Raw genomic sequence first — 22,412 nt, 5'->3', positions numbered from 1 at the left:
ACACTCCGCCGACAGGTCCCTAACCAGCGATGACCGCAGTTCTCAATCAGTGGTCGGAGCGTCCCGGAGGACCGGGCGGCCATTCCTTCCGAGCCATCGAGGGCAACGCGCCATCAGCCATACCCGGTCCTCCCGGACCGCCTCACATTCTTAGGGATGCGCCATGCAGGAGTTCTACTCCGTCGAGGACGTGGCCGAGCTGCTCGGCCTCCACGTGAAGACGGTCCGCGGCTACGTGCGGGACGGGCGGCTGAAGGCCGTGCGGATCGGGAAGCAGTACCGGATCGCCCGGGCCGAGGTCGAGGCGTTCACCGGGGTGGAGCCGGCCGCGCCGGTCGCCCGGGCGGAGGTCTCGGCGGTGGTGCAGCTGGACGGGGTGGGCCGGGCGGAGGCGGACCGGCTGGTCACCGCGGTGCTGGCGGCCGCCGGGGCGTGGTCGGGCGGCCCGCGGCCGCTGTGGGTGCAGGGCGTGCGGGACGAGGAGCGCGGCGGGCTCCGGTTCGTGGTGCTGGGGGCGCCCCGCCGGGTGGGCGAACTGCTGGCGTTGATCGAGGACTTGACCGGAGGAGTGGAGTGATGGCGGTGCAGGAGCTGGCGGGGGTGCCGGTGCTGGTCTGCCCCGTGGCGGGCGAGCCGGTGGCGGGGGAGCGCGAGGCGCTGGACCTGCTGGGCGAGGCGGGCTACCTCGGGGCGCACTGGGTGGTGCTCCCGGTGGAGCGGCTCGGCGAGGAGTTCTTCCGGCTGCGCAGCGGCGTCGCGGGGGCGATCGTGCAGAAGTTCGCCCAGTACCGGATGCGACTCGCGGTGGTCGGCGACATCGCCGCCCACGTGGAGCGGTCCACGGCGCTGCGCGACTTCGTCCGGGAGAGCAACCGCGGCAGCCAACTGTGGTTCGCCGCGGACCTCGCAGAACTCTCCACCCGCCTGGGCGGTTAGGGCGCGCCTTGCGGATCGCGTCGGATCGGCGGGCGGCGGTGGGGCGCGTGCACCGGCGGCACCCGGCGCGGGGTGCCTCACGGCCGAAGGCTGCCGGGGGTCCACGCGGAGCGTGAGTGACTGACGAGACGCCGGCGGGGTGTGGGCCCCGGCGTCAGCCGCTGCGGCGGGCGGTCAACTCGGGGGTTATCCCGGTCAGTTGATTCGGGGGCAGGGACTTCCACCGCCGTGTGACGTATGCAATTGTACATGTCACACGGCCGTCGGGGGGAATCTCGGCGGCGTACCTTGCGCCGTGCCCCCAACGCGGCGTCATACCGGCCCGGAGGCCCCCACGTGCGAACCTTCCGGATACCGTTCGCGTCACCCGCGCGAACGCTGAGTCTGCTGCTCTCCCTCTGTCTGGCCCTCGGCTTCCTGGGCGTGTTCGCCCCGGGCAGCCGGGCGGCCGCCGCCCGACCGGGCGACCAGCCCGCCAAGCGCGTCAACTCGGCCGATTCCGCGCCGCGTTCGAGCATCGCGGCGGAGCGCCGCAAGGAGTCGGACCGCGACGTGCGGGCCGACGCCAGCAAGCGCCCGCCGGTCGTCGGCAGCGCACCCACCGCCGTCGCGTCCGGCGCCGCCCGGCCGCGGGCGCTGGCCGCCGCGGCCGCCTGCAACACCGGCGACTTCACCGGGAAGACCGGCAGCGCGCTGGTCGCCCAGATCAAGTCGGCGACCGTGGACTGCGTCAACACGCTGTTCAACCTGAAGGGCAACGACGCCAAACTCGCCTTCAACGAGGCGCAGATGGTCACCGTGGCGAACGCGCTGCGCGACCTCTCGCCGGGCTACCCCGGCGACGACTCCACCTCGGCCACCCAGGTCGTGCTCTACCTGCGGGCCGGCTACTTCGTGCAGTGGTACAACCCGGACGTGGTCGGCCCGTACGGCAGCGGTCTGAAGACCGCGATCCGCGGCGGCCTGGACGCGTTCTACGCCGCCCCGCACTCCCAGGACGTCACCGACGCCAACGGCGCCACCCTGGCCGAGGCGGTCACCCTGGTCGACAGCGCCGCCGAGAACGCCCGCTACCTGTACGTCGTGAAGCGGCTGCTGAACGGCTACAACAGCTCCTACAACGCCTCCTGGTGGATGCTGAACGCGGTCAACAACACCTACACGGTGCTCTGGCGCGGCCACCAGAACAGCGACTTCCTCCCCGCCGTGCAGGCCGACCCGAGCGTGCTGGACACCCTGGCCGCGTTCGCCTCGAACAACAACGCGCTGCTCGGTGGCGACAACGGCTACCTGGTCTCCAACGCCGGCCGCGAGCTCGGCCGCTTCCTGCAGTACCCGGCGCTCCAGGCCAAGGTCCGCCCGCTGGTGAAGAAACTGCTCGGGCAGAGCGCGATGACCGGCCGGACCGCCGCGCTGTGGGTCGGCCTCGCCGAGATGACCGACAGCTACGACCAGGCCAACTGCGCCTACTACGGCACCTGCGACCTGGCCGCCCGGCTCAAGGCGGCGGTGCTGGCGACCAGTTACACCTGCAGCCCGAGCATCCGGATCCTCGCCCAGGCCCTGACCTCCGACCAGCTCACCACCGCCTGCACCAGCCTGACCGGCCAGGACGCCTACGTCCACGGCGTGGTGCGGGACAACGGGCCGGTGGCGAACGACGGCAACTCCACCATCGAGGTCGCCGTCTTCCACTCCAGCAGCGACTACCAGACCTACGCCGGCGCGATCTTCGGCATCTCCACCGACAACGGCGGCATGTACCTGGAGGGCGACCCGGCGGCCGCCGGCAACCAGCCGCGGTTCGTCGCCTACGAGGCCGAGTGGGTCCGCCCCGCCTTCCAGATCTGGAACCTCAACCACGAGTACACCCACTACCTCGACGGCCGGTTCGACATGTACGGCGACTTCAACGCCGGCATGGTCACCCCGACCGTCTGGTGGGTCGAGGGCTTCGCCGAGTACGTGTCCTACTCGTACCGCAACGTCGAGTACACCGACGCCATCGCCCAGGCCGGCCAGCACACCTACGCGCTGTCCACCCTGTTCGACACCACCTACGACAACGCCGACCAGACCCGGATCTACAACTGGGGCTACCTGGCGGTCCGTTACATGCTCCAGTCGCACCGCGCCGACATGGACGCGCTGCTCGCCAAGTACCGGACCGGCGACTGGAACGGCGCCCGCACGCTGCTCAAGACCACCATCGGCACCCGCTACGACGCCGACTTCAACGCCTGGCTGACCGCCTGCAACGGCGGCAACTGCGGACCGACCGTCCCCACCGCCCCCGAGTGCACCGGCGCCGACACCCGGCAGCTCGACAAGAACTGCCGCCGCTCCGGCGTCGCCGCCACCACCGGCAACTACGCCTACTTCTACCTGTACGTGCCCGCCGGGACCACCAGCCTCACCATCACCGCCGACGGCGGCACCGGCAACGCCGACCTCTACTACAACCGCTCCGCCTGGGCCACCACCGGGTCGTACACGGCGAAGTCCACCACCACCGGCAACCACGAGAGCCTGACCGTCGCCAACCCGCCGGCCGGCTACAACTACATCAGCCTGTACGCCCAGCAGGGCTTCACCGGGGCGTCCGTGACGACCTCGTACTGAGCCCCGCCGCCCGGCGGCCCCGCACCGACGGCCCGGTCCACCGCACGGTGGGCCGGGCCCGCGCACATCCCGGGATGGGCGATCATGGAGGGTCGAGCGCCCGCGACCCGAAGGAGAGCCCCACCGTGGCCGAGATCGTCCTGTTCCACTCCGCGTACGGCCTGCGCCCCGCGGTCCACCAGGCCGCCGACCGGCTGCGCGCCGCCGGACACACCGTGCACACCCCCGACCTGTACGACGGGCACACCTTCGAGGACATCGAGGAGGGCATGGCCCACCGCGACGGCATCGGCAACGACGAACTGCTGCGCCGCGCCGTCACCGCGGTCGCCCCGCTGCTGCCCGCGGCGCCCGGCGAGCGGCCCGGCCTGCTGTACGCCGGGTACTCGCTCGGCGGTTCGATCGCCCAGAACCTCGCCCTGGCCGACCAGCAGGCCCGCGGCCTGCTGCTCCTGCACGGCACCTCCGACCTGCGCGAGGACGCCGCCACCGAGATCCCGGTGCAGCTGCACGTGGCCGAACCGGACCCGTTCGAGTCCGAGGACTGGCTGAACACCTGGTACCTGCGGATGACCCGGGCCGGGGCCGATGTGGAGGTCCACCGCTACCGCGGCGCGGGCCACCTCTACACCGACCCCGAACTGCCCGACTACGACGCCGAGGCCGCCGAGCGGACCTGGGCCGCCGCCCTCGCCTTCCTCGACGAGCTGGACGCCCAGGGCTGACGCACCGTCAGACGGCGGGCGGAGCGGCCGGCGGCGGGGGAGCCTGCGGCACCGGCGGGTACGCGTACGCCGCGCCGCCGGTCGGGGCCGCGGGCGGCGGCACCGGAGGCGCGACGGGCGGCGCCGCCGGGGCTGCTGCGGGCTGCTGCGGCGGGAAGCCGTAGGCCTGCCCCGGCTGCTGCGGCGGCGCGGGGTACAGCTGCGGCTGGTGCGGCTGCGCCTGCGGCGGCTGCGGCTGGTACGGGGCCAGGTCGGCCGGGGCGGGCGCGGGCACCGGGCCCGGCTGCTGCGGCGGGACGCCCCACGCGCCCGGCTGCGGCTGCTGGTGGGGCTGCTGGTGCGGGCCGGGGTAGCCGAACGGCTGGGCCGGACGGTACGGGGCCGGGGCGCCGGACGCGCGGGTGACGGCCACCACCAGGACGGTGATCAGCGCGATCAGCACGCTGAGCGGATACGTCAGGTTGAGCAGCAGGCTGTCGACCGGGCTGTAGAGCTCCCGCCATCCGCCGAGCCGGATCGCCAGCACCAGGTTCGACACCGCGATGTACCCGTCGACCGAGGTCAGCACCACCGCGCCCGGGCGGGCCCAGGACTTGCCGGTGAACGCGCCGATCGCCAGCACCAGGTAGGCGACGGTGAACGGCAGGCTGAAGCCGACCAGGGTGAGCGCGTGCTCGGTGAAGTCGAACCCGGCCGCGGCCAGGAGGTACCCCGGGCCCTGCTGGACCAGGTAGTAGCCGAGGACGGCGAGCGCGGCGATCACCTGGACCAGCATCAGCACCCCGATGCCGGGCAGGCCGCCGGGCCGGGGCTTCTGCGGTGGTTGGCCGAAGGCCATGGTGGAGTCCCTCCCCTGAACACGCTTGTGGTGCCCAGAGGTTAGCGCGCACCCGAGCGTCGGCGGCAGGTCCTAGGGTGGCGTGCCGTGGAGAGCACCGACGAGATCGTCATCGGGTTCGCGGACGGACGGACCCCGCTGCGCCGCCCCACGCGCGAGGAGCTGGGGGCGGCGGTCCGGGAGCGGGTGACCGAGCGCGACCCGTTCCTGGTCGTGGGCCGGCCGCACGCCGGGGACGGCCTGTTCGTCCAGGCGTACCGGCACGGCCCCGACGACTGGCAGGTGGAGTACCGGCACGGATCCGCGGCCACGCACCACCAGGCCGTGGACAACCAGTCCTGGCGGGCCACCGAGCAGGTGCTGTGGAGCTGGATCGCGGCCGAGCCGGGCTGGCGGGACCAGCTGGCCTGGTTCCCGCTCGACCTCCCGGCCCGGCAGGTCCCGGTCGCGTACGAGCCGCACTTCCGCACCCGGTGGATCGGCGTCCACGACGGCGGTCAGTTCTTCGGCGACGTCACCGGGGCGTCCGGCCTGGCGGGCTGGGCGGTCGTGCTGCACCGCTTCGACGCGGACGGGAACCACCTGGGCAGCGACATCCGCGAGTTCCCCGACGGGGAGGAGGCGGAGCACGAGCTCGCCCGGATGCTCGGGGCGCTGCCCGGCGTGGTCCACGGGCCGATCGTCATCCGCCCGTTCGAGGTCCGGGCCCTCGGCCTCCGCTGGGGACTGATCGACGGGGCCCGGGAGGACGGCCGGGAGCACTACGAGCTGGAGCCGCAGCAGCTCGGGTTCGGCGTGCCGTTCGACGGGCTGTACGACACCTGAGGCCTCCGCGCGCGAAGCACCGCGGCGGTCGACTCGACCGGGTCGGGTTGGCACTAGACTCGGGGACGCGAACCCGGAAGCCGTGGTCCGAGCCCTGGTGGTGGCTCGGGCCTTACGTGTTTCAGCCCTCACCCAGGACCCCGGAGGCCCCGCCTTGAGCGACCAGCCGTACGCGCACCTGCACGTCCACACCGAGTACTCGATGCTGGACGGCGCCGCCCGGCTGAAGCAGTTGTTCAAGGAGGTCGAGCGGCTCGGGCAGACCCACGTCGCGATGACCGACCACGGCAACATGTACGGCGCCGCGGAGTTCCACAAGCAGGCCACCGCCGCCGGCATCACCCCGGTGATCGGCATCGAGGCGTACGTCGCGCCGGAGTCCCGGTCCAACACCAAGCGCATCCTGTGGGGCCAGCCGCACCAGAAGAAGGACGACGTCTCCGCGTCCGGCGCCTACACCCACAAGACCATCTGGGCCCGCGACAAGCAGGGCCTGCACAACCTCTTCAAGCTGACCTCGCGCTCCTACGCCGAGGGCTGGCTGGTGAAGTGGCCCCGGATGGACAAGGAGATCATCGCCGAGCACGCGGCGGGCCTGATGGCCACCACCGGCTGCCCGTCCGGCGAGGTGCAGACCCGGCTTCGGCTCGGCCAGTTCGACGAGGCGGTCCGCTCGGCCGGCGAGTACCAGGACATCTTCGGCAAGGAGAACTACTTCCTGGAGCTGATGGACCACGGCCTCGACATCGAGACCCGGGTCCGCGACGGCCTGATCGAGATCAGCAGGAAGCTGAACATCCCGCCGGTGGTCACCAACGACTCGCACTACACCACCGAGTCCGACGCCGGCGCCCACGACCTGCTGCTGTGCGTGCAGACCGGCAAGAACCTCTCCGACCCGGACCGCTTCCGGTTCGACGGCACCGGCTACTACATCAAGTCCGCCGCCGAGATGTACGGCCTGGACTCCTCGGACATCTGGCAGGAGGGCTGCCGCAACAGCCAGCTGCTGGTGGCGCAGCGGGTCGACACCGCGGGCATGTTCGAGTTCAAGAACCTGATGCCGCGCTTCCCGATCCCGGAGGGCTTCGAGTCCGAGGCGGACTTCTTCAAGTCCAAGGTCTGGGAGGGCATGGACTGGCGCTTCCCGGGCGGTTACGACGAGGAGCACAAGAAGCTCGCCGAGTACGAGATGGACACCATCATCCAGATGGGGTTCCCGGCGTACTTCCTCGTGGTCGCCGACTTCATCATGTGGGCGAAGAGCCAGGGCATCGCGGTCGGCCCCGGCCGTGGCTCCGCGGCCGGCTCGCTGGTCGCCTACGCGATGGGCATCACCGACCTCGACCCGATCCCGCACGGCCTGATCTTCGAGCGCTTCCTCAACCCCGAGCGCATCTCCATGCCCGACGTCGACATCGACTTCGACGAGCGCCGGCGCGGCGACGTGATCCGGTACGTGACCGAGAAGTGGGGATCCGACAAGGTCGCCATGATCGTCACGTACGGCACCATCAAGGCGAAGGCCGCCATCAAGGACTCCTCGCGCGTCCTCGGCTACCCGTACGCGATGGGCGACCGGATCACCAAGGCGATGCCGCCGGACGTGATGGGCAAGGGCATCCCGCTGTCCGGCATCACCGACTCCTCGCACCCCCGCTACAGCGAGGCCGGCGAGATCCGCGGCCTGTACGAGAACGACCCGGACGTCAAGAAGGTCATCGACACCGCGCGCGGCATCGAGGGCCTGATCCGCCAGCCCGGCGTGCACGCGGCCGGCGTCATCATGTCCGCGGAGCCGCTCACCGACCACATCCCGGTCTGGACCCGGCACACCGACGGCGTCACCATCACGCAGTTCGACTACCCCACCTGCGAGGGCCTCGGCCTTCTCAAGATGGACTTCCTCGGCCTGCGCAACCTGACGATCATGGACGACGCCGTCAAGGCGATCGAGAAGAACAAGGGCGAGAAGATCGAGCTGCTCAAGCTGCCGCTCGACGACAAGCCCACCTACGAGCTGCTCGCCCGCGGCGACACGCTCGGCGTCTTCCAGCTCGACGGCGGGCCGATGCGCTCGCTGCTGCGCCTGATGAAGCCCGACAACTTCGAGGACATCTCCGCCGTCCTGGCGCTGTACCGGCCCGGTCCGATGGGCGTCAACTCGCACACCAACTACGCCCTGCGCAAGAACGGTCAGCAGGACATCACCCCGATCCACCCGGAGCTGGAGGAGCCGCTCAAGGAGATCCTGGAGCCCACCTACGGCCTGATCGTCTACCAGGAGCAGGTGCAGAAGGCCGCGCAGATCCTGGCCGGCTACTCGCTCGGCCAGGCCGACCTGCTGCGCCGCGCGATGGGCAAGAAGAAGAAGGAGATCCTGGAGGCGGAGTTCGTCCCCTTCCAGAAGGGCTGCCGCGAGCGCGGCTACTCCGACGCCGCGATCCAGGCGGTGTGGGACGTCCTGGTCCCGTTCTCCGGCTACGCGTTCAACAAGGCGCACACCGCGGGCTACGGGCTGGTCTCGTACTGGACGGCGTACCTCAAGGCCAACTACCCGGCCGAGTACATGTCCGGCCTGCTCACCTCGGTCAAGGACGACAAGGACAAGTCCGCGGTCTACCTCAACGAGGCCCGCAAGATGGGCATCAGCGTGCTGCCGCCGGACGTCAACGAGTCCGACGCCGACTTCACGCCGCACGGCAGCGACACCGTCCGGTTCGGCCTGACCGCCATCCGCAACGTCGGCGGCCCGGTGGTGGAGTCGATGATCCGCACCCGCAAGGCCAAGGGGAAGTTCACGTCCTTCCCGGACTTCCTGGACAAGGTCGAGTCGGTGGTCTGCAACAAGCGCACCGTCGAATCGCTGATCAAGGCCGGCTCGTTCGACTCGCTCGGGCACACCCGCAAGGGCCTGACCGCGCAGTTCGAGCCGATGATCGACAACGTGGTCGGGATCAAGCGCAAGGAGGCGGAGGGCCAGTTCGACCTGTTCGGCGGCGACTCCGTCTCCGACGAGCCGTCCTTCGGCCTGGACGTCGTCTTCTCCGAGGAGGAGTGGGAGAAGTCCTTCCTGCTCACCCAGGAGCGGGAGATGCTCGGCCTGTACGTCTCCTCGCACCCGCTGAACGGCATCGAGCACGTCCTCGCCGACAAGTCGGACTGCGCGGTCGCCGACCTCGCCGAGCGCCCCGACGGCACCATCGTCACCATCGGCGGCATCATCTCGGGCCTGCAGCGCAAGATGACCAAGCAGGGCAACGCCTGGGCGATCGCCACCGTCGAGGACCTGGCCGGCTCCATCGACTGCATGTTCTTCCCCGCCAGCTACCAGCTGGTCTCCTCGCAACTGGTCGAGGACGCCGTGGTGTTCGTCCGCGGCAAGCTCGACAAGCGGGAGGACGTGCCCCGGCTGATGGGCATGGAGCTGTCCGTCCCGGACCTGTCGAACGTCGGGGCGCAGCTGCCGATCGTGATCACCGTGCCGGACAACAAGCTGACGCCGCCGCTGGTCGCCCGGCTCGGCGAGGTGCTGGGCAGCCACCGCGGGACCACCGAGGTGCACGTCCACCTGCGCGGCCGCACCAAGACGGTGGTGCTGCGGCTGGACCGGCACCGGGTGAAGTCGGACCCGGCGCTGTTCGGCGACCTCAAGCAGCTGCTCGGGCCGAGCTGCCTGGCGAGCTGAGCCACCGCGACGAGGAAGGCCCCCGGCGGAGTTCCGCCGGAGGCCTTCGTCAGCTGGTGCCGAGGGTGTGTCAGTTCTCCTTGACGACGACCGTCTTGGCGGCCTTGTCGTGCAGGGCCTGCTGCAGCGGCTTGTCCCAGAGCTGCCAGAGGCCGTTGACCAGCATGAACAGGCTGCCCAGGCACGGGACGACCGCCGGGCCGCCCCAGACGCCGGCGCGGGCCCAGAACTCGTTGTCGGTCGGGCGGCCGCCGTGGGCCAGGCTGACCACGCGGATCTTCATGACCTTCTTGCCCAGCGTCTGGCCGTGCTGGGTGAGCATCATGACGCCGTCGTAGACCACGTAGGCGGCCGCGAACAGCAGCAGGAAGACGAAGTTGTAGCCGATGATGCTGCTCAGGATGCCCAGCACGACGCCTATGATCACGCCGTCCAGCAGGCGGGCCACGAAGCGGTCCACGGGGGTGGCGAGGGTGCGGGTGCCCGGGGCCGGCGGCATGCCGGGCGGCACCTGGCCGAGCCAGCCCGGGAGCTGGCCCTGCGGCGCGCCGTAGCCCGGGGCGCCGTAACCCGGAGTGCCGTAACCGGCCGGCGGCGGGGTGCCGTAACCGGGGGTCTGCGGCGGCTGCTGCTGGCCGTACGGGTTCTTCTCGTACGGGTCCTGCGGTGCCCCGTAACCAGGCGGGGTGTTGCTGCTCATGCGTCCGACTCCCGGTCATGTATGAGGAATGCTGGTCACGTTCTACCCGGCAAATGCCAGGTCAGGGAAGATGGTCCGCAAATCGTTACTCAGTACCATTGGTAACGGCGCTTCAGCGAATCGATGACCAGATTGAAACGGGCCCGGTCAAGGGCGCACGCCTCGCGCCGCATCCCGCCGTCGTGGACCCGGAACACCCGGTCCAGCGCCACCCAGGAGTCCCGGCCGGTGCGGTCCCACGGGCCGGAACCCAGCGGCACCCAGTCCCGGTCGTGGTCGTGGCCCTTGCTGGAGAGCATCACGGTCAGCAGGGTGCCGTGCGGCTCGCGGGCCACCACCAGCACCGGGCGGTCCTTGCCCCGGCCGTCGTTCTCCTCGTACGGCACCCAGGTCCAGACGATCTCGCCCGGGTCCGGGTCGCCGTCGTGGTCGGGCGCGTACTCGGTGCGCACCCCGGTCATCCGCTCGGCGTCGATCTCCACCGTGGCGTCCGGCCCGAAGCGGCCCGGCTGTTCCGTGTCCTCGTTCAACTCACGCATGGCGGAAGGCTATCGACCGCCGGGCGCGCCCTGTCCGCCGGGGCGTTCGCCGCCTATCGTCGAACGTGTGGACGGCGGGGAGGGGGCGTCGGTGTGAACACGGACCAGCGGGTGGTGCGGCGCAGTCCGCTGCTGTCCCGGCTGCTGACCGTCGCCGCGGCGACCGCCGCCCTGCTGCTGGTCTACGCCGTCGTGCGCGACAACCTGCCGGACGGGACCGGCTGGCCGCGGCTGCTCGACGTGCAGAGCGCCACCACCACCGCCGTCGCGACCGGCGGCGCGGCCCTGGCCAGGGCCCAGTACGCCCGCGCGGTCCGGCCCGCGCTCGGCTTCAGCGGCCGGGTCGCCGACGGCCTCGCCCCGGACGGTCGGCTGGTGTGGGCCGCGCACGTGCTGAACGCCGCGCAGGACGTCGCCGTGGTCACCGACATCGCGTACGCCGTCCGACTCCGCGCCGCCGACGGGACGGCCGAACCGGTCGGCCCGTGGACCGCGCTGGAGGCCGTGGTGGCGCGGATCGAGGGCCGCGGACTCGCCTGGCACCGGGACTTCTTCCTGGTCAACTACGGCCCGGGCGCCCCGTTCGGGCCGCAGGCCAACCGGGTCATCGCCTGGTTCACCGAGGCGGCCATGGCGCAGGTCGAGGAGGTGTACCTGCGGCTGCGGGTCGCGGACCGGGTCGGCGACGAGCACGAGCGGATTCTGCGCTGCCTGAAGAACGCCGAGCGGCACCCCACCGGGCCGACGCCCCAGGTGCTCTGACGACCCGTTCGCCCGCGGCGGCGTCAGGTGGCCCGCAGCTCGGCCGGGATGACCGCGTGCAGCGCCGCCGCGAAGGCCGCGACCGCCGGGTGGGCGGCGCCGCCGGCCCGGAAGGCGGTGCGGGTGCGCCGGTAGACCGGCAGCCGGTTCAGGGTCACCCCCGGCGGGCGGCGCGACGTGCCCAGGTGCGGCACCAGCGCCACCCCCTGGCCGACCGCGACCAGGGCCAGCTGGGCCTCGAAGTCGTCCACCCGGTGCCGGACCCGCGGGCTGAACCCGGCCGCCTGGCAGGCCCGCAGCGCCATGGTGTGGCAGAGCGTGCCGACCGGGGCGGTGATCCACGGGCTGTCCCGGTGGTCCGCGAGGCCGCAGGTGCCGGGCGCGGCCAGGTACATCGGCTCGGCGAAGACCGGGCCGGTGAGGGCGATCCCCGGTTCCGGCTCGGCCGGCACCAGGTCGTACTCGTGCACCAGCGCCACGTCCAGCTCGCCCGCGCGCAGCGCCCCGGCCACCGCGGCCGGGTCCACCTCGCTCACCATCGCCTCCAACTCCGGGTGCCGCGCCGCCAGCTCGGCCAGCGCCGCGGGCACCAGGGCGCGCACCGCGGACGGGAACGCGCCGATCCGCAGCGGACCGGCCAGCCCGCGCCGGGCGTGCGCCAGCTCCGCGTCCGCGCGCTCCAGCAGCTCCAGCACCGCCTCGGCGTGCCGCACCAGGTTCCGCCCGGCCGGGGTGAGCGCCACCCGCCGCCCCGACCGCTCCAGCAGCGGCACCCCGGCCTCCCGCTCCAGCACCGACAGCTGCTGGGACACCGCCGAAGGGCTGAACGCCAGCGCCTCGGCGACCGCCGCGATGGTGCCGTGGTGGGCCAGTTCGCGCAGCAGGCGCAGTCGTCGCACATCGAGCATCGGCCCAGCTTACGAGAACCATCGGAAATGTGAACTGGACCTGCACGGTCGCCGCCCGGCAGGCTTCCCGCATGGAACTCCACGGCATCCACATCCCGCTGGTCACTCCCTTCACCGCCGACGGCGACCTCGCCCCGGAAGCGCTGGAACGCCTCGCCCGGGAGTGCCTGGAAGCCGGCGCCGCCGGACTGGTCGCCCTCGGCACCACCGGCGAACCCGGCTCGCTGACCACCGCCGAACAGCACACCGTGATCGAGGTCTGCCGGAAGGTCAGCGCCGAGTACGGCACCCCGCTGACCGTCGGCGCCGGCCACGGCGGCACCGCCCGCACCGCGGAGGCGCTCGCCGCGCTCGACGGTCTCGCGGACGCCGCGCTGGTCGCCGTCCCCGCCTTCGTCCGCCCCGGCGAGGCCGGGGTGCTGGCCCACTTCCGGGCCCTCGCCGCGGCCTCCCCGGTGCCGCTGGTGATCTACCACATCCCGTACCGCACCGGTCAGCCGCTCGGCGCCGCCACCCTGCTGGAGCTGCTCGCGCTGCCCGAGGTGGCCGGGATCAAGTACGCGCCGGGCGGCATCGACGAGGAGAGCGTCGCGCTGTTCGGCGCCGCGCCGCGCGGCGTGCTGGCCGGCGACGACCTCTTCCTCTCGCCGCTGCTCGCGATGGGCGCGGCCGGCGGCATCCTGGCCTCCGCCCACCTGGAGACCGACCGGTTCGTCGCCCTCGACCGGGCCTGGCACGACGGCGACCCGACGACCGCCCGGGCCCTCGGCCGGGAACTCGCCGAGGTCTCCCGGGCCGCGTTCGCCGGACCCAACCCCACCGCCCTGAAGGCGCTGCTGCACGCGGCCGGCCGCATCCCCAGCCCCGCGGTCCGCCTCCCGCTGCTCGCCCACACCTGAGCACCGCCCCCCGCGGTGCAGATCTTGCGGCCGGGACGCGGCCCGACCGCAGGGCTTCCCGCCCGGGACGGCAAGCGTTCACGTCTTGGGACGGATCCGCGAAAACCCGCTCTGACAAGGCATGATGACTAGGCACAACCCGGTAGGAGGAGGAGTCGGATGAGGATCGGCATCGTGGGTGCCACCGGCCAGGTCGGCGGCGTGGTCCGCGAGATCCTGGCGCAGCGCGCGTTCCCCGTCGAGCAGCTGCGGCTGTTCGCCTCGGCGCGCTCGGCAGGACGGACCATGCCCTGGAAGGACACCGAGGTCACCGTCGAGGACGCCGCCACGGCCGACTACAGCGGCCTGGACATCGTCATCTTCTCCGCGGGCGGCGCCACCTCCAAGGAGCTCGCCCCCAAGGTCGCCGCGGCCGGAGCGGTCGTCATCGACAACTCCTCGGCCTGGCGCCGCGACCCCGAGGTGCCGCTGGTGGTCGCCGAGGTCAACCCGGACGCCATCGCCGACCGGCCCAAGGGCATCATCGCCAACCCCAACTGCACCACCATGGCCGCCATGCCGGTGCTGCGCCCGCTGCACGACGAGGCCGGCCTGGCCGCGCTGGTGGTCTCCACCTACCAGGCGGTCTCCGGCTCCGGCCTGGCCGGCGTCTCCGAGCTCCACGAGCAGGCCCGCAAGGTCGTCGACGGCGCGACCGCGCTGGTGCACGACGGCGCGGCCGTCGAGTACCCGGCGCCCGGCGTGTACAAGCGGCCGATCGCGTTCAACGTCGTCCCGCTGGCCGGGTCGATCGTCGAGGACGGGCTGAACGAGACCGACGAGGAGCAGAAGCTCCGGCACGAGAGCCGCAAGATCCTCGGCATCCCCGAGCTGAAGGTCTCCGGCACCTGCGTCCGCGTCCCGGTCTTCACCGGCCACTCGCTGCAGATCAACGCCCGCTTCGAGCGGCCGCTCAGCCCCGAGCGCGCCGCCGAGCTGCTGGCCGCCGCGCCCGGCGTCGAGCTCACCGACATCCCCACCCCGCTCCAGGCCGCCGGCCAGGACCCCAGCTACGTGGGCCGGATCCGCGCCGACGAGACCGTCGACAACGGCCTGTCGCTGTTCATCTCGAACGACAACCTCCGCAAGGGCGCCGCGCTCAACGCCGTGCAGCTCGCCGAGCTGGTGGCCGCCGAGCTCAACGCCTGACGGACCGTCACCCGACACCGACCGCCGAGGAGCGCGCCGCCCGCGCCCTCGGCGGTCGGCGTTCTCCGGGGCGCGTCGGGCTACTGGCCCGCGTGCGCGGGCTGCGGGTCGACCGTCAGCGGGAGCTCGGGGGAGGTGGCGGCGGCCGTCCACTTGTCGCCGGGGGCGTACCACTGGAAGGCGCCGGAGCGCACGGCGGGGACCTTCACGTCCAGCCGGCCGTCGGCGTCGGTGGTGGCGGTGGCGACGGTGGTCCAGGTGGGGGAGCCGGTGGGGCGGAACTGTAGGTAGGCGGTGGCGCCCTGCTGGGGGAGGTAGCCGGGGTGCTCCCAGGTGGCGCGCTGCAGCCGGGCCAGGGCCTGCACCGGCGTGCCGACGGGGGCGCTCGCGGTGAGCGTCGCGGAGTCGAGCAGCGCGGTCCGCTTGAGCGAGAAGCCGCCGGCGGACTTGGAGACGTAGCGGTCGCCGTCCGCGGCGCGGATCCGCAGGTCGACGAACCAGGTGCCGGCCTGGTCGTCGAAGAGGCCGTGGGCGGAGGCGGTGGCGGTGGCCTCGCCGGTGCAGCGGGAGGCGCTCGCGGTGCCGGGCAGCGGGGCGCAGGCCAGCGGGGAGACCTTCAGGGTTGCGTAGTTGGGGCCCCACAGGCCGATCGGGTCGACGGCGCGGATGCCCGAGCGGTCGCTCGCGGTGACCTCGACCGGGAAGGTGCGGGTCTCGCCGGGGCCGAGTTCGACCGTGCGGCCCTGGTTGACGACGACCGAGACCAGCGCGGTGTCGCCGCGCGAGGTCTCGGGGACGGTGGCGGGCACCAGCAGCAGCGCGACCGCCCCGACCGCCGCCACCGCGCACAGCACCACCGCACTCTTCCGCACGGTGTCCCAGTATCCAGGGTCGGCCGGGCGTTCCCCGGCGCGGTTCGCCGGGCGAACGGGGGGTAAAGGTGTGCGCAACGGTCGCCGGACCGTCCGGCGGGCCACCCCACCGTCGGCGGTGGCCGGCCCGACGAGGAGGTGCCGGAGATGGACCGCTGTGTCGTCCTGGTCGATGCGGGATACCTGCTGGGCGCCGCGGCCAGCCTGCTCGCTGGGGAGTCCAGCCGCTCGCGGATCGCCGTGGACCATCCGGTGCTGATCAGCGCGCTGCGGGACCGGGCCGAGGAGGACACCGGGCTGCCGCTGCTGCGGATCTACTGGTTCGACGCCGCCGTGGACCGCCGCCCGGCCCCCGAGCACCGCCGGCTGCGGGTGCTCCCGCGGGTGACGGTCCGGCTGGGCGCGCTCACCCGGGCCGAGGGCCGCTGGGTGCAGAAGGGCGTCGACGCGGCGATGCACGCCGAGCTGAGCGAGCTGGCCCGCAACCACGCCTGCGCCGACGTGGTGCTGGTCACCGGCGACGGCGACCTGCTGCCCGGGGTGGCCTCGGCGAAGGAGCACGGGGTGGCCGTCCACCTGTGGGCGCTGGAGGCCGCCGACGGGGACTTCAACCAGTCCGAGGAACTGGTCGGCGAGGCCGACGAGCGGCGGGTGCTGGACCGGGCCTGGATCGAACGGTGGGTGCGGGTGCGGGAGGTCGCGGAGCCGGTGGCGCCGGTCGCCGCGGTCGCCGCGCTGCCCGGGCCGCCCGCGCAGCGCGCCCGGCCCGCCGGCCCGCCGCCCGCCGTCGCCCGCGCCGCCCCGCTGCGGGTCATCCCGACCCCGAAGGACCTGGCCGGACGGGCCGCCCCCGCGCCCGCGCCGGCCGCCGCGCTGGGCGGGCCGGTGCTGCGCTGGTCCTCCGACCGCGGCTGGGTGGACCGCTCCGAGCCGCACACCGCCGGAGACGGCCTGCCCACCCTGGACCGGCTCACCACCTCCGCGCAGCGCTGGGCCGATCGGGAGGAGGACATCACCAGCGTCGGCGGCGACCCGCAGGAGGTCGGCCAGGTCTTCGCCCGCCGCTGGCTGGACCGGCTCGCCACCGTCGACCGCCCCGAGCTGCTGTGGACCGACCACCCGCGGATCCCGCACCGCCTCGACGGCGAACTGCTGCGCTACGCCGCCCGGTTCGGGCTGCTGGCGCACAAGGAGGACCAGATCGACGAGCACGACAGGTACGCCATCCGGGAGGGCTTCTGGAAGGAGCTGTCCGCCCGCGTCCCGGACGCCCGGCAGCCCGCCGCCGCGCTCGAGGACAGCTGACGCGACCACCCCGCATGTCCGGAACGCCCTTTACGGCGCGTAGAGTCTTCCGTCGTGAGCAAGGCACCGCAGAGCTGCTGCACGGTCAGCGGCCTGGTCAAGACCTACCGCACGGGCGGTGCGGAGGTCCGCGCCAACGACGGCATCGACCTCGCCGTCCGGCGCGGTGAGATCTTCGGCCTGCTCGGACCCAACGGCGCCGGGAAGTCCACCCTGGTCCGCCAGCTCACCGGCCTGCTCCGCCCCGACGCCGGCCGCATCGACCTGTTCGGCCACGACCTGGTCCGGCACCCCGAACGCGCCGCCCGGCTGCTCGGCTACCTCGGCCAGGAGTCCAGCGCCCTCGACGAGCTCACCGTCGCGCTGGCCGCCGAGACCACCGGACGGCTGCGCGGGCTGACCCGCTCCGCCGCCCGCGCCGAGAGCGCCGAGGTGATCGCCGAGCTCGGCCTGGAGCCGCTCGCCCACCGCCCGCTCGCCAAGCTCTCCGGCGGCCAGCGCCGGCTGGCCTGCTTCGCCGCCGTGCTGGTCGGCGAGCGCCCGCTGCTGGTGCTGGACGAACCCACCACCGGCATGGATCCGGTCGCCCGGCGCGCCGTGTGGAGCGCCGTCGACCGCCGCCGCGCCGAACGCGGCACCACCGTGCTGCTGGTCACCCACAACGTCATCGAGGCGGAGACCGTGCTGGACCGGGTCGCCGTGGTCGACCGCGGCCGGGTGATCGCCTGCGACACCCCCGGCGGGCTCAAGGCGCTGGTCGACGGCGACGTCCGGCTCGACCTGGTGTGGCGCACCGACGCCCCGCTCGGCGTCCCCGCAGTCGCCGCACTGGCCGACCGCGCCGAGCGCACCGGCCGCCGCTGGACGCTGCGCACCACCCCCGACGAGGCCCGCGAACTGGTCGCCGCCGTCACCACCGGCCCCGCCTTCGCCGCGCTCGACGACTTCACCCTCGCCACCCCCACCCTGGAGGACGCCTACCTCCGGCTCGGCGGCCGGACCGGAGGCCTCGCCCGATGACCCTGCTCGACGCGCCCGCGGCGACCGCCGCCGCGACCGGGCCCGTGCCGCTCGCCCCCGCCGCCCGGCTGCTGCCCGCGCTGGCCGCGGTCTACCGGGCCCAGCTGGCCCGCGCCAAGGTGGCCCGGATCCCGCTGCTGTTCGTCGCGACCTTCCAGTCCATCGGCATCCTGGTGATGATGCGCGGCGTGGTCGACCCCGGCGACAACCCGTCCGCGCACGCCGTGGTGGCGGGCTCGGCGGTCCTGGTGGTGGCCTTCGTCGCGCTCAACCTGCTCGCGCAGTACTTCGGCCGACTGCGGGCGACCGGCGGCCTCGACCACTACGCGACGCTCCCGGTGCCGCCCGCCTCCGTGGTGCTCGGCACCGCCGGCGCGTACGCCTCGTTCACGGTGCCCGGGGTGTTCGTCACCGCCGGGGCGGGCTGCTGGCTGTTCGACCTGCCGATGGGTCGGCTCTGGGTCCTCGCGGCGGTGATCCCGCTGGCCGGGGCCGCGCTGGCCGGGCTCGGGGCGGCCCTCGGGCTGCTCGCCCCGCGGCAGGAACTCGCCACGCTGGCCGGGCAGTTGGGCATGTCCGCGGCGCTGCTGCTGGGCGTCCTGCCGGCCTCCCGGCTGCCCGGCGCGGTGCAGTGGCTGCGCGACCTGCTGCCGTCCAGCTACGGCGTCGACGCCTTCGCGCTGACCTTCGCGCCCGACCCGGACTGGGCCCGGGTGCTCCTCGACCTCGGGGTGTGCGGCGCGGTCGGCCTGGCCTCCCTCACCCTCGCCACCTGGGCCTACCGGCGGGCCGCCCGCTGACCTTCCCGGGCGGAGATCGACACCTGCGGGGGCGGTCGTGAAACGATGGGGCCGTGACCGTACCGAACACACCTGCGGGTAGCACCCCCGGGCCGGACCCGTTCGCCCCGCCGCACTTCCCGCCGCAGCCGCCCGTCCGCGCCCCGCGACGGCCCCTCGGGCCCGAGCTGGGGATCGGCGCGCTCATCACCGTCGCCGGCGCGGTCCTCGGCGTCCTGCTCGGCTACCTGTGGCTCTGGCTGGCCCCCCGGATCGGCTTCCAGGTCCAGGGCAACCGGATCCTGTACCTGGACCCGGAAGGCGAGGAGGGCATCGCCGCCGACGCCGTCTTCGCCCTGCTCGGCCTCGGCTTCGGCATCCTCACCGCGCTGGTCTCCTTCCTGCTGACCCGCGCCCGCGGCGGCGGCATCGCGGTCGCCGTCGGCCTGGTCCTCGGCGGCCTGGCCGGCTCGGTCATCGGCTGGCAGCTCGGCATCCGGCTCGGCCCCACCAGTGACCTCCGCGCGCACGCCCTCGCCGTCGGCGACGGCGGCCGCTTCGACGGCCCCCTGCAGCTCTCCGCACACGGCGCGCTGCTGGTCTGGCCGATGGCGGCGACCGTCCTGCTGCTGGCCCTCTCCGCGGCGTTCGGCAAGCGCGAACCCGACCTGCCGCCGTACTGGGCGACCACACTTCCCCCGCTGCCGCCGCCCGCGGGGGAGAAGCCGGCGGGCGAGTAGGCGACGGCGGAGCAGGCGGCGGGGTTCAGCCCCGGCCGATCTCCGCCGTCCGCGCCCCCGTCAGCCGCACCAGGTCGGCAGGGGCGAGCTCCACCTCCAGGCCGCGGCGGCCCGCCGAGACGAAGACCGTCGCGTGGCCGAGGGCGGAATCGTCGACCACCGTGCGCAGCGCGGTGCGCTGGCCGAGCGGGGAGATACCGCCGAGGACGTAGCCGGTGGCGCGCTCGGCCGCCGCGGGGTCGGCCAGCGCGGCCCGCTTGGCGCCGAGCGCGGCCGCCAACGCCTTGAGGTCGAGCTGGCCGGAGACCGGGACCACCCCGACCGCGAGCGTGCCGTCCAGGTCGGCGAGCAGGGTCTTGAACACCCGCTCCCGGGGGACGCCCATCGAGTCGGCGGCCTCCTCGCCCCAGCCCGCGCCGGTGCCGTGCTGGGTCACCTCGTAGTAGTGCACCGTGTGCGGTACGGCGGCCTGCTCCAGCCTCAGCAGGGCAGGGGTGCCGGCCGGGCCGCGCTTCTTCTTCGGCATCGGGAGGGGCCTCCTAGTTGGGGCTGAACGCCTGCCGGGTGAGGTCGGCGGCGGGCAGCGAGGGGAGCTTGGCGATCACCGCGGTCTCGTGGCGGAGCAGTTCGAGCTCGCGGGCGAGCCGCTGGGCGGTGTCGGGGCAGGCGAGGAGTTCCTGCTTGACGGACACCGGCAGCACGGTGGCGGCGGCGACCAGGTAGGAGAGCACCTGCGGGTCGTCGGGGAGGGTCTGGTCGCCGGTGAGGCTGGCCTCGCGGGCGCCGGCGATGCGCTTCTGGTAGGTGCGGAAGACCCGTTCGACGCCGGAGGCGAGGGCGCCCGAGCCTTCGCCGGGCTGCTCGGGCAGGACCGAGACGTCGCCGACCAGGTAGGGGCCGGTGGCGTCGAGGGCGCGCAGCCGGAACCGGGTGGTGCCGGTGACGAGCAGCTCGTAGCGGCCCTCGGGCTGCTCCCGGATGTTGGCGACGTCGGCGACGCAGCCGACCGCGTACAGGGCGTCCATGGGGTCGCCGCCGGGGGTGCCGATGCCGTCCAACGGGCCTGCGGGGGCGTCGAGTTCGCGGACGGGGGCGACCTCGCGGCCGTCCTTCACGGCGATCACGCCGAAGCGCCGCGGCTCGTCCTCGGGCTGCTTCTGCAGGTCGGCGACCAGCCGGCGGTAGCGCTCCTCGAAGACGTGCAGCGGCAGGACCAGGCCCGGGTAGAGGACCGTGTTGAGGGGGAAGAGCGGCAGCCGATCAGTCACGGCGGACAGCGTAGTTGGCACGGGGCCGCCCCCGCGCCGGACTTTGCCCGGGGGCGGGCGGTCAGCTGCGCTGGAGCAGCCGGGTGACGCCGGCCACGGCGGTGGTGGCGAGCACCCAGCCGGTGAGCACGAGCGCCGCGGCGACCCACTGGCCGGTGCGGTCGGGGTTCCAGCCGGACTGGCCGAGGTCGACCAGCGGCAGCACCTTGCTCGCGGCGTACAGCGCGGCGTTCCAGGTGGGGACCTCGTCGGCCTTGAGCGGCTCGGGCGGGTGGTCGGCGAAGTACGCGGTGCCGAGCGCCCAGGCGAGGACCAGCCAGGCGGCGGCCCGGCCGGGCCGGTAGCCGTAGCCGACCGCGACGTCCTGGAGGTGACCCCAGATCCGGCCGGGCAGCGGGAGGGTGCGCCGGCGGCGGCGCTGCTTGGCGTGCAGCACGGTGCGGGCGTCCTCGTCGGCGCCGTCACGGCGCAGTGCGGCGGCGAGCTGCTCGTACGCCTCGGGCCGGAACTCCTTGCCGGAGTCGACCCAGGCGATCCGGCGCTCCAGCGGGAAGTCCTCGGCGGGGCGGAGGGCCTCGTAGGTGAAGCCGGTGAGCGAGACGTGGTGGGCGGTGGGCCAGCTGCCCGGGGTGTCGATCAGGTTGCCGATCCGGGCGCGGCTGAGCGAGACCGGCCCGGTCGGCGGGGTGACGCAGGTGAAGCGGAGTTCGGGGGACTGGATCCGGCTGAGCGCGAGTTCCTCGCCGGGGCCGAGGTGGAACTCGGCGAGGGAGATCAGGCAGGCGTTCTCGAAGCGCGCGTCGGAGAGCCGGATCCGGCCCCAGGCGCGGAACGGGGTGTAGCTGGTGGCCCGGTTGTCGGCGGTGTTCACGGGCTCGCCGTAGCCGGAGCCGTACACGGAGCGCGAGCCGGTCCAGCCGGCGTCCTCGGAGCTGGCCAGGTACAGGGTGTGGCCGACGCTGATCCGGGCGGCGTCGAGCGCGTTGGGGTTGCCGGCGGCGGCCCGCAGCTGGGCGCCGCGGAGGGCCAGGCGGCCGCCGATGCGGGCCGATCGGAGGCTCAACTCGCCCTGCAGCTCGAGGCGTTCGGCCTCGACGTCCTGGTTGACGGTCATCCCGTCGGCGGAGACCGCGCGGCCGTACAGGTCGGGGCCGACGGCGCTCTGGTTGAGCAGCAGGTCGGTGCCGATCCGGGCGTCGGTGAGCCGGATGCCGCCGGGTATCCCGCAGCGGGCGAGGTGCACGTCGCCGTCGCTGGCCAGCCGGGAGGCCTCGATCCGCGGGACGTGGCAGGAGACCAGCCGCAGGGTGCCGATCGAGGCCTCGGAGATCAGCACCTTGCCGTCGAACCGGCAGAGCTGGAACTCCACGTAGCTGTCGATCCGGCCGCCGGCCAGCCTGAGCTGTCCGGTGATCGCGGCGCCGGTGAGCTTGAGCGAGGTGACCCGGCCGGGGCGGGCCGGCGGGCCGGCCAGCAGCAGGCGGGCGATCACCTCGGCGCGGACGGTGCGCTCGGGACCCCACGCCTCGGCGGCGAACGGGTCGTCCGGGCCGTCCGCCGCGCCGTCGGGCCGGACGGCCTCGCCGGCCGGGGCGGGCAGGTAGAGCCGGGCGGCGCGGCGCGGCTGCTCGGTGCGCAGGTCGTACACCTCACCGCTGCGGAACGCCTCCCACAGGCCCCGCTCGGCCTCGCTCCACTCCTCCGGCGCCTGCTCCACCGTGCCTCCCCCGACGATCCCGCCCCGACGATCTTGAACTGTCTCACCCTTCGTATCACGGACTGAAATGCCCGGATGCCG

General features: G+C 73.4%; 21 protein-coding genes. 13 read left to right on the top strand and 8 right to left on the bottom strand.

Translation table 11 applies throughout. From position 1 onward, the window contains the following. Window positions 1-163 precede the first annotated feature (163 nt). From AB0K51_RS11525 to AB0K51_RS11510, 4 genes are all read left to right on the top strand, one after another. Window positions 164-577, top strand: a complete 414-nt coding sequence (locus tag AB0K51_RS11525; protein ID WP_363453125.1) for a helix-turn-helix domain-containing protein — start codon at window positions 164-166, stop codon at window positions 575-577. After that, window positions 577-936 (top strand): DUF4180 domain-containing protein, encoded by a 360-nt coding sequence (locus AB0K51_RS11520; protein ID WP_363453123.1) that lies wholly within the window; start codon window positions 577-579, stop codon window positions 934-936. Before AB0K51_RS11525 ends, AB0K51_RS11520 begins: the two co-directional genes overlap by 1 nt. 336 nt (window positions 937-1,272) lie before the next feature. Next, entirely contained in the window at window positions 1,273-3,558 is a 2,286-nt protein-coding gene (locus tag AB0K51_RS11515; protein WP_363453121.1) for a M9 family metallopeptidase, read from the top strand. 74 nt (window positions 3,559-3,632) lie between these two features. After that, window positions 3,633-4,283 carry a dienelactone hydrolase family protein gene (locus AB0K51_RS11510; RefSeq protein WP_363453119.1) on the top strand — a complete coding sequence of 217 codons (651 nt, stop codon included), beginning with the start codon at window positions 3,633-3,635 and terminating at the stop codon, window positions 4,281-4,283. A gap of 7 nt (window positions 4,284-4,290) precedes the next feature. On the opposite strand, the gene AB0K51_RS11505 is transcribed toward AB0K51_RS11510, so the two are convergent. After that, window positions 4,291-5,121 carry a hypothetical protein gene (locus AB0K51_RS11505; protein ID WP_363453117.1) on the bottom strand — a complete coding sequence of 277 codons (831 nt, stop codon included), beginning with the start codon at window positions 5,119-5,121 and terminating at the stop codon, window positions 4,291-4,293. 87 nt (window positions 5,122-5,208) lie between these two features. Between AB0K51_RS11505 and AB0K51_RS11500 the strand changes: the two genes are divergently transcribed. Continuing rightward, complete coding sequence (locus AB0K51_RS11500) at window positions 5,209-5,946, top strand: hypothetical protein (RefSeq protein WP_363453115.1); 738 nt, start codon at window positions 5,209-5,211, stop codon at window positions 5,944-5,946. A gap of 154 nt (window positions 5,947-6,100) precedes the next feature. Beyond that, complete coding sequence (gene dnaE, locus AB0K51_RS11495; RefSeq protein ID WP_363453113.1) at window positions 6,101-9,634, top strand: DNA polymerase III subunit alpha; 3,534 nt, start codon at window positions 6,101-6,103, stop codon at window positions 9,632-9,634. Window positions 9,635-9,704: 70 nt separating this feature from the next. Here the strand turns inward: dnaE and AB0K51_RS11490 are convergent, their stop codons facing one another. Both AB0K51_RS11490 and AB0K51_RS11485 read right to left on the bottom strand, forming a co-directional pair. Next, window positions 9,705-10,334 (bottom strand): RDD family protein, encoded by a 630-nt coding sequence (locus AB0K51_RS11490; RefSeq protein ID WP_363453111.1) that lies wholly within the window; start codon window positions 10,332-10,334, stop codon window positions 9,705-9,707. 89 nt (window positions 10,335-10,423) lie between these two features. Continuing rightward, window positions 10,424-10,873 (bottom strand): type II toxin-antitoxin system PemK/MazF family toxin, encoded by a 450-nt coding sequence (locus AB0K51_RS11485; RefSeq protein ID WP_363453109.1) that lies wholly within the window; start codon window positions 10,871-10,873, stop codon window positions 10,424-10,426. A 93-nt stretch (window positions 10,874-10,966) separates the two neighbouring features. Between AB0K51_RS11485 and AB0K51_RS11480 the strand changes: the two genes are divergently transcribed. Further along, window positions 10,967-11,635: a hypothetical protein gene (locus AB0K51_RS11480; protein WP_363453108.1), complete on the top strand. Its 669-nt coding sequence runs from the start codon at window positions 10,967-10,969 to the stop codon at window positions 11,633-11,635. Between the two features lie 23 nt (window positions 11,636-11,658). Here AB0K51_RS11480 and AB0K51_RS11475 read toward each other — a convergent pair whose 3' ends face one another. Continuing rightward, the gene (locus tag AB0K51_RS11475) at window positions 11,659-12,543 is read right to left on the bottom strand and encodes a LysR substrate-binding domain-containing protein (protein ID WP_363453107.1); all 885 of its coding nucleotides are present in this window, start codon (window positions 12,541-12,543) and stop codon (window positions 11,659-11,661) included. A gap of 71 nt (window positions 12,544-12,614) precedes the next feature. Between AB0K51_RS11475 and AB0K51_RS11470 the strand changes: the two genes are divergently transcribed. Together AB0K51_RS11470 and AB0K51_RS11465 are read left to right on the top strand one after the other, a co-directional pair. After that, a complete protein-coding gene (locus tag AB0K51_RS11470) occupies window positions 12,615-13,442 on the top strand; it encodes a dihydrodipicolinate synthase family protein (RefSeq protein WP_363453105.1) in 828 nt (275 codons plus the stop codon). A 159-nt stretch (window positions 13,443-13,601) separates the two neighbouring features. Further along, window positions 13,602-14,630, top strand: a complete 1,029-nt coding sequence (locus AB0K51_RS11465; RefSeq protein ID WP_363453103.1) for an aspartate-semialdehyde dehydrogenase — start codon at window positions 13,602-13,604, stop codon at window positions 14,628-14,630. Window positions 14,631-14,710: 80 nt separating this feature from the next. Here AB0K51_RS11465 and AB0K51_RS11460 read toward each other — a convergent pair whose 3' ends face one another. Further along, on the bottom strand, window positions 14,711-15,502 hold the full coding sequence (locus AB0K51_RS11460; protein ID WP_363453101.1) for a hypothetical protein: 792 nt from the start codon (window positions 15,500-15,502) through the stop codon (window positions 14,711-14,713). A 147-nt stretch (window positions 15,503-15,649) separates the two neighbouring features. Here AB0K51_RS11460 and AB0K51_RS11455 point away from each other — a divergent pair, with 147 nt between their 5' ends. From AB0K51_RS11455 to AB0K51_RS11440, 4 genes are all read left to right on the top strand, one after another. Beyond that, the gene (locus tag AB0K51_RS11455) at window positions 15,650-16,807 is read left to right on the top strand and encodes an NYN domain-containing protein (RefSeq protein ID WP_363453099.1); all 1,158 of its coding nucleotides are present in this window, start codon (window positions 15,650-15,652) and stop codon (window positions 16,805-16,807) included. Window positions 16,808-16,900: 93 nt separating this feature from the next. Beyond that, window positions 16,901-17,827, top strand: coding sequence for an ABC transporter ATP-binding protein (locus AB0K51_RS11450; RefSeq protein WP_363453137.1), 927 nt, complete (start codon window positions 16,901-16,903; stop codon window positions 17,825-17,827). Further along, window positions 17,824-18,627 (top strand): ABC transporter permease, encoded by an 804-nt coding sequence (locus AB0K51_RS11445; RefSeq protein ID WP_363453097.1) that lies wholly within the window; start codon window positions 17,824-17,826, stop codon window positions 18,625-18,627. The genes AB0K51_RS11450 and AB0K51_RS11445 overlap by 4 nt, the downstream gene beginning before the upstream one ends. A gap of 53 nt (window positions 18,628-18,680) precedes the next feature. Next, complete coding sequence (locus AB0K51_RS11440; RefSeq protein ID WP_363453095.1) at window positions 18,681-19,346, top strand: DUF2567 domain-containing protein; 666 nt, start codon at window positions 18,681-18,683, stop codon at window positions 19,344-19,346. Window positions 19,347-19,371: 25 nt separating this feature from the next. On the opposite strand, the gene ybaK is transcribed toward AB0K51_RS11440, so the two are convergent. From ybaK to AB0K51_RS11425, 3 genes are all read right to left on the bottom strand, one after another. Continuing rightward, a complete protein-coding gene (gene ybaK, locus AB0K51_RS11435) occupies window positions 19,372-19,872 on the bottom strand; it encodes a Cys-tRNA(Pro) deacylase (RefSeq protein ID WP_363453093.1) in 501 nt (166 codons plus the stop codon). Window positions 19,873-19,885: 13 nt separating this feature from the next. Further along, the gene (locus AB0K51_RS11430; protein ID WP_363453091.1) at window positions 19,886-20,614 is read right to left on the bottom strand and encodes an LON peptidase substrate-binding domain-containing protein; all 729 of its coding nucleotides are present in this window, start codon (window positions 20,612-20,614) and stop codon (window positions 19,886-19,888) included. Between the two features lie 61 nt (window positions 20,615-20,675). After that, window positions 20,676-22,331, bottom strand: coding sequence for an oxidoreductase (locus tag AB0K51_RS11425; protein WP_363453089.1), 1,656 nt, complete (start codon window positions 22,329-22,331; stop codon window positions 20,676-20,678). Between the last annotated feature and the right edge of the window lie 81 nt (window positions 22,332-22,412).

Origin of the sequence: Kitasatospora sp. NPDC049285, assembly GCF_040678815.1 — a bacterium.
In the GTDB taxonomy this organism is placed as follows: Bacteria; Actinomycetota; Actinomycetes; order Streptomycetales; family Streptomycetaceae; genus Kitasatospora.
The sequence above is the reverse complement of the archived record's forward strand: the minus strand, read 5'-3'. Positions and strand labels throughout refer to the sequence as shown.

Excerpts from the sequence above, each read along its gene's own strand:
- AB0K51_RS11525 (WP_363453125.1), top strand. The coding sequence starts at position 164 with ATGCAGGAGTTCTACTCCGTCGAGGACGTGGCCGAGCTGCTCGGCCTC.
- AB0K51_RS11520 (WP_363453123.1), top strand. The coding sequence starts at position 577 with ATGGCGGTGCAGGAGCTGGCGGGGGTGCCGGTGCTGGTCTGCCCCGTG.
- AB0K51_RS11510 (WP_363453119.1), top strand. The coding sequence starts at position 3,633 with ATGGGCGATCATGGAGGGTCGAGCGCCCGCGACCCGAAGGAGAGCCCC.
- AB0K51_RS11505 (WP_363453117.1), bottom strand. The coding sequence starts at position 5,121 with ATGGCCTTCGGCCAACCACCGCAGAAGCCCCGGCCCGGCGGCCTGCCC.
- AB0K51_RS11490 (WP_363453111.1), bottom strand. The coding sequence starts at position 10,334 with ATGAGCAGCAACACCCCGCCTGGTTACGGGGCACCGCAGGACCCGTAC.
- AB0K51_RS11485 (WP_363453109.1), bottom strand. The coding sequence starts at position 10,873 with ATGCGTGAGTTGAACGAGGACACGGAACAGCCGGGCCGCTTCGGGCCG.
- AB0K51_RS11475 (WP_363453107.1), bottom strand. The coding sequence starts at position 12,543 with ATGCTCGATGTGCGACGACTGCGCCTGCTGCGCGAACTGGCCCACCAC.
- AB0K51_RS11470 (WP_363453105.1), top strand. The coding sequence starts at position 12,615 with ATGGAACTCCACGGCATCCACATCCCGCTGGTCACTCCCTTCACCGCC.
- AB0K51_RS11465 (WP_363453103.1), top strand. The coding sequence starts at position 13,602 with ATGAGGATCGGCATCGTGGGTGCCACCGGCCAGGTCGGCGGCGTGGTC.
- AB0K51_RS11455 (WP_363453099.1), top strand. The coding sequence starts at position 15,650 with ATGGACCGCTGTGTCGTCCTGGTCGATGCGGGATACCTGCTGGGCGCC.
- AB0K51_RS11445 (WP_363453097.1), top strand. The coding sequence starts at position 17,824 with ATGACCCTGCTCGACGCGCCCGCGGCGACCGCCGCCGCGACCGGGCCC.
- ybaK (WP_363453093.1), bottom strand. The coding sequence starts at position 19,872 with ATGCCGAAGAAGAAGCGCGGCCCGGCCGGCACCCCTGCCCTGCTGAGG.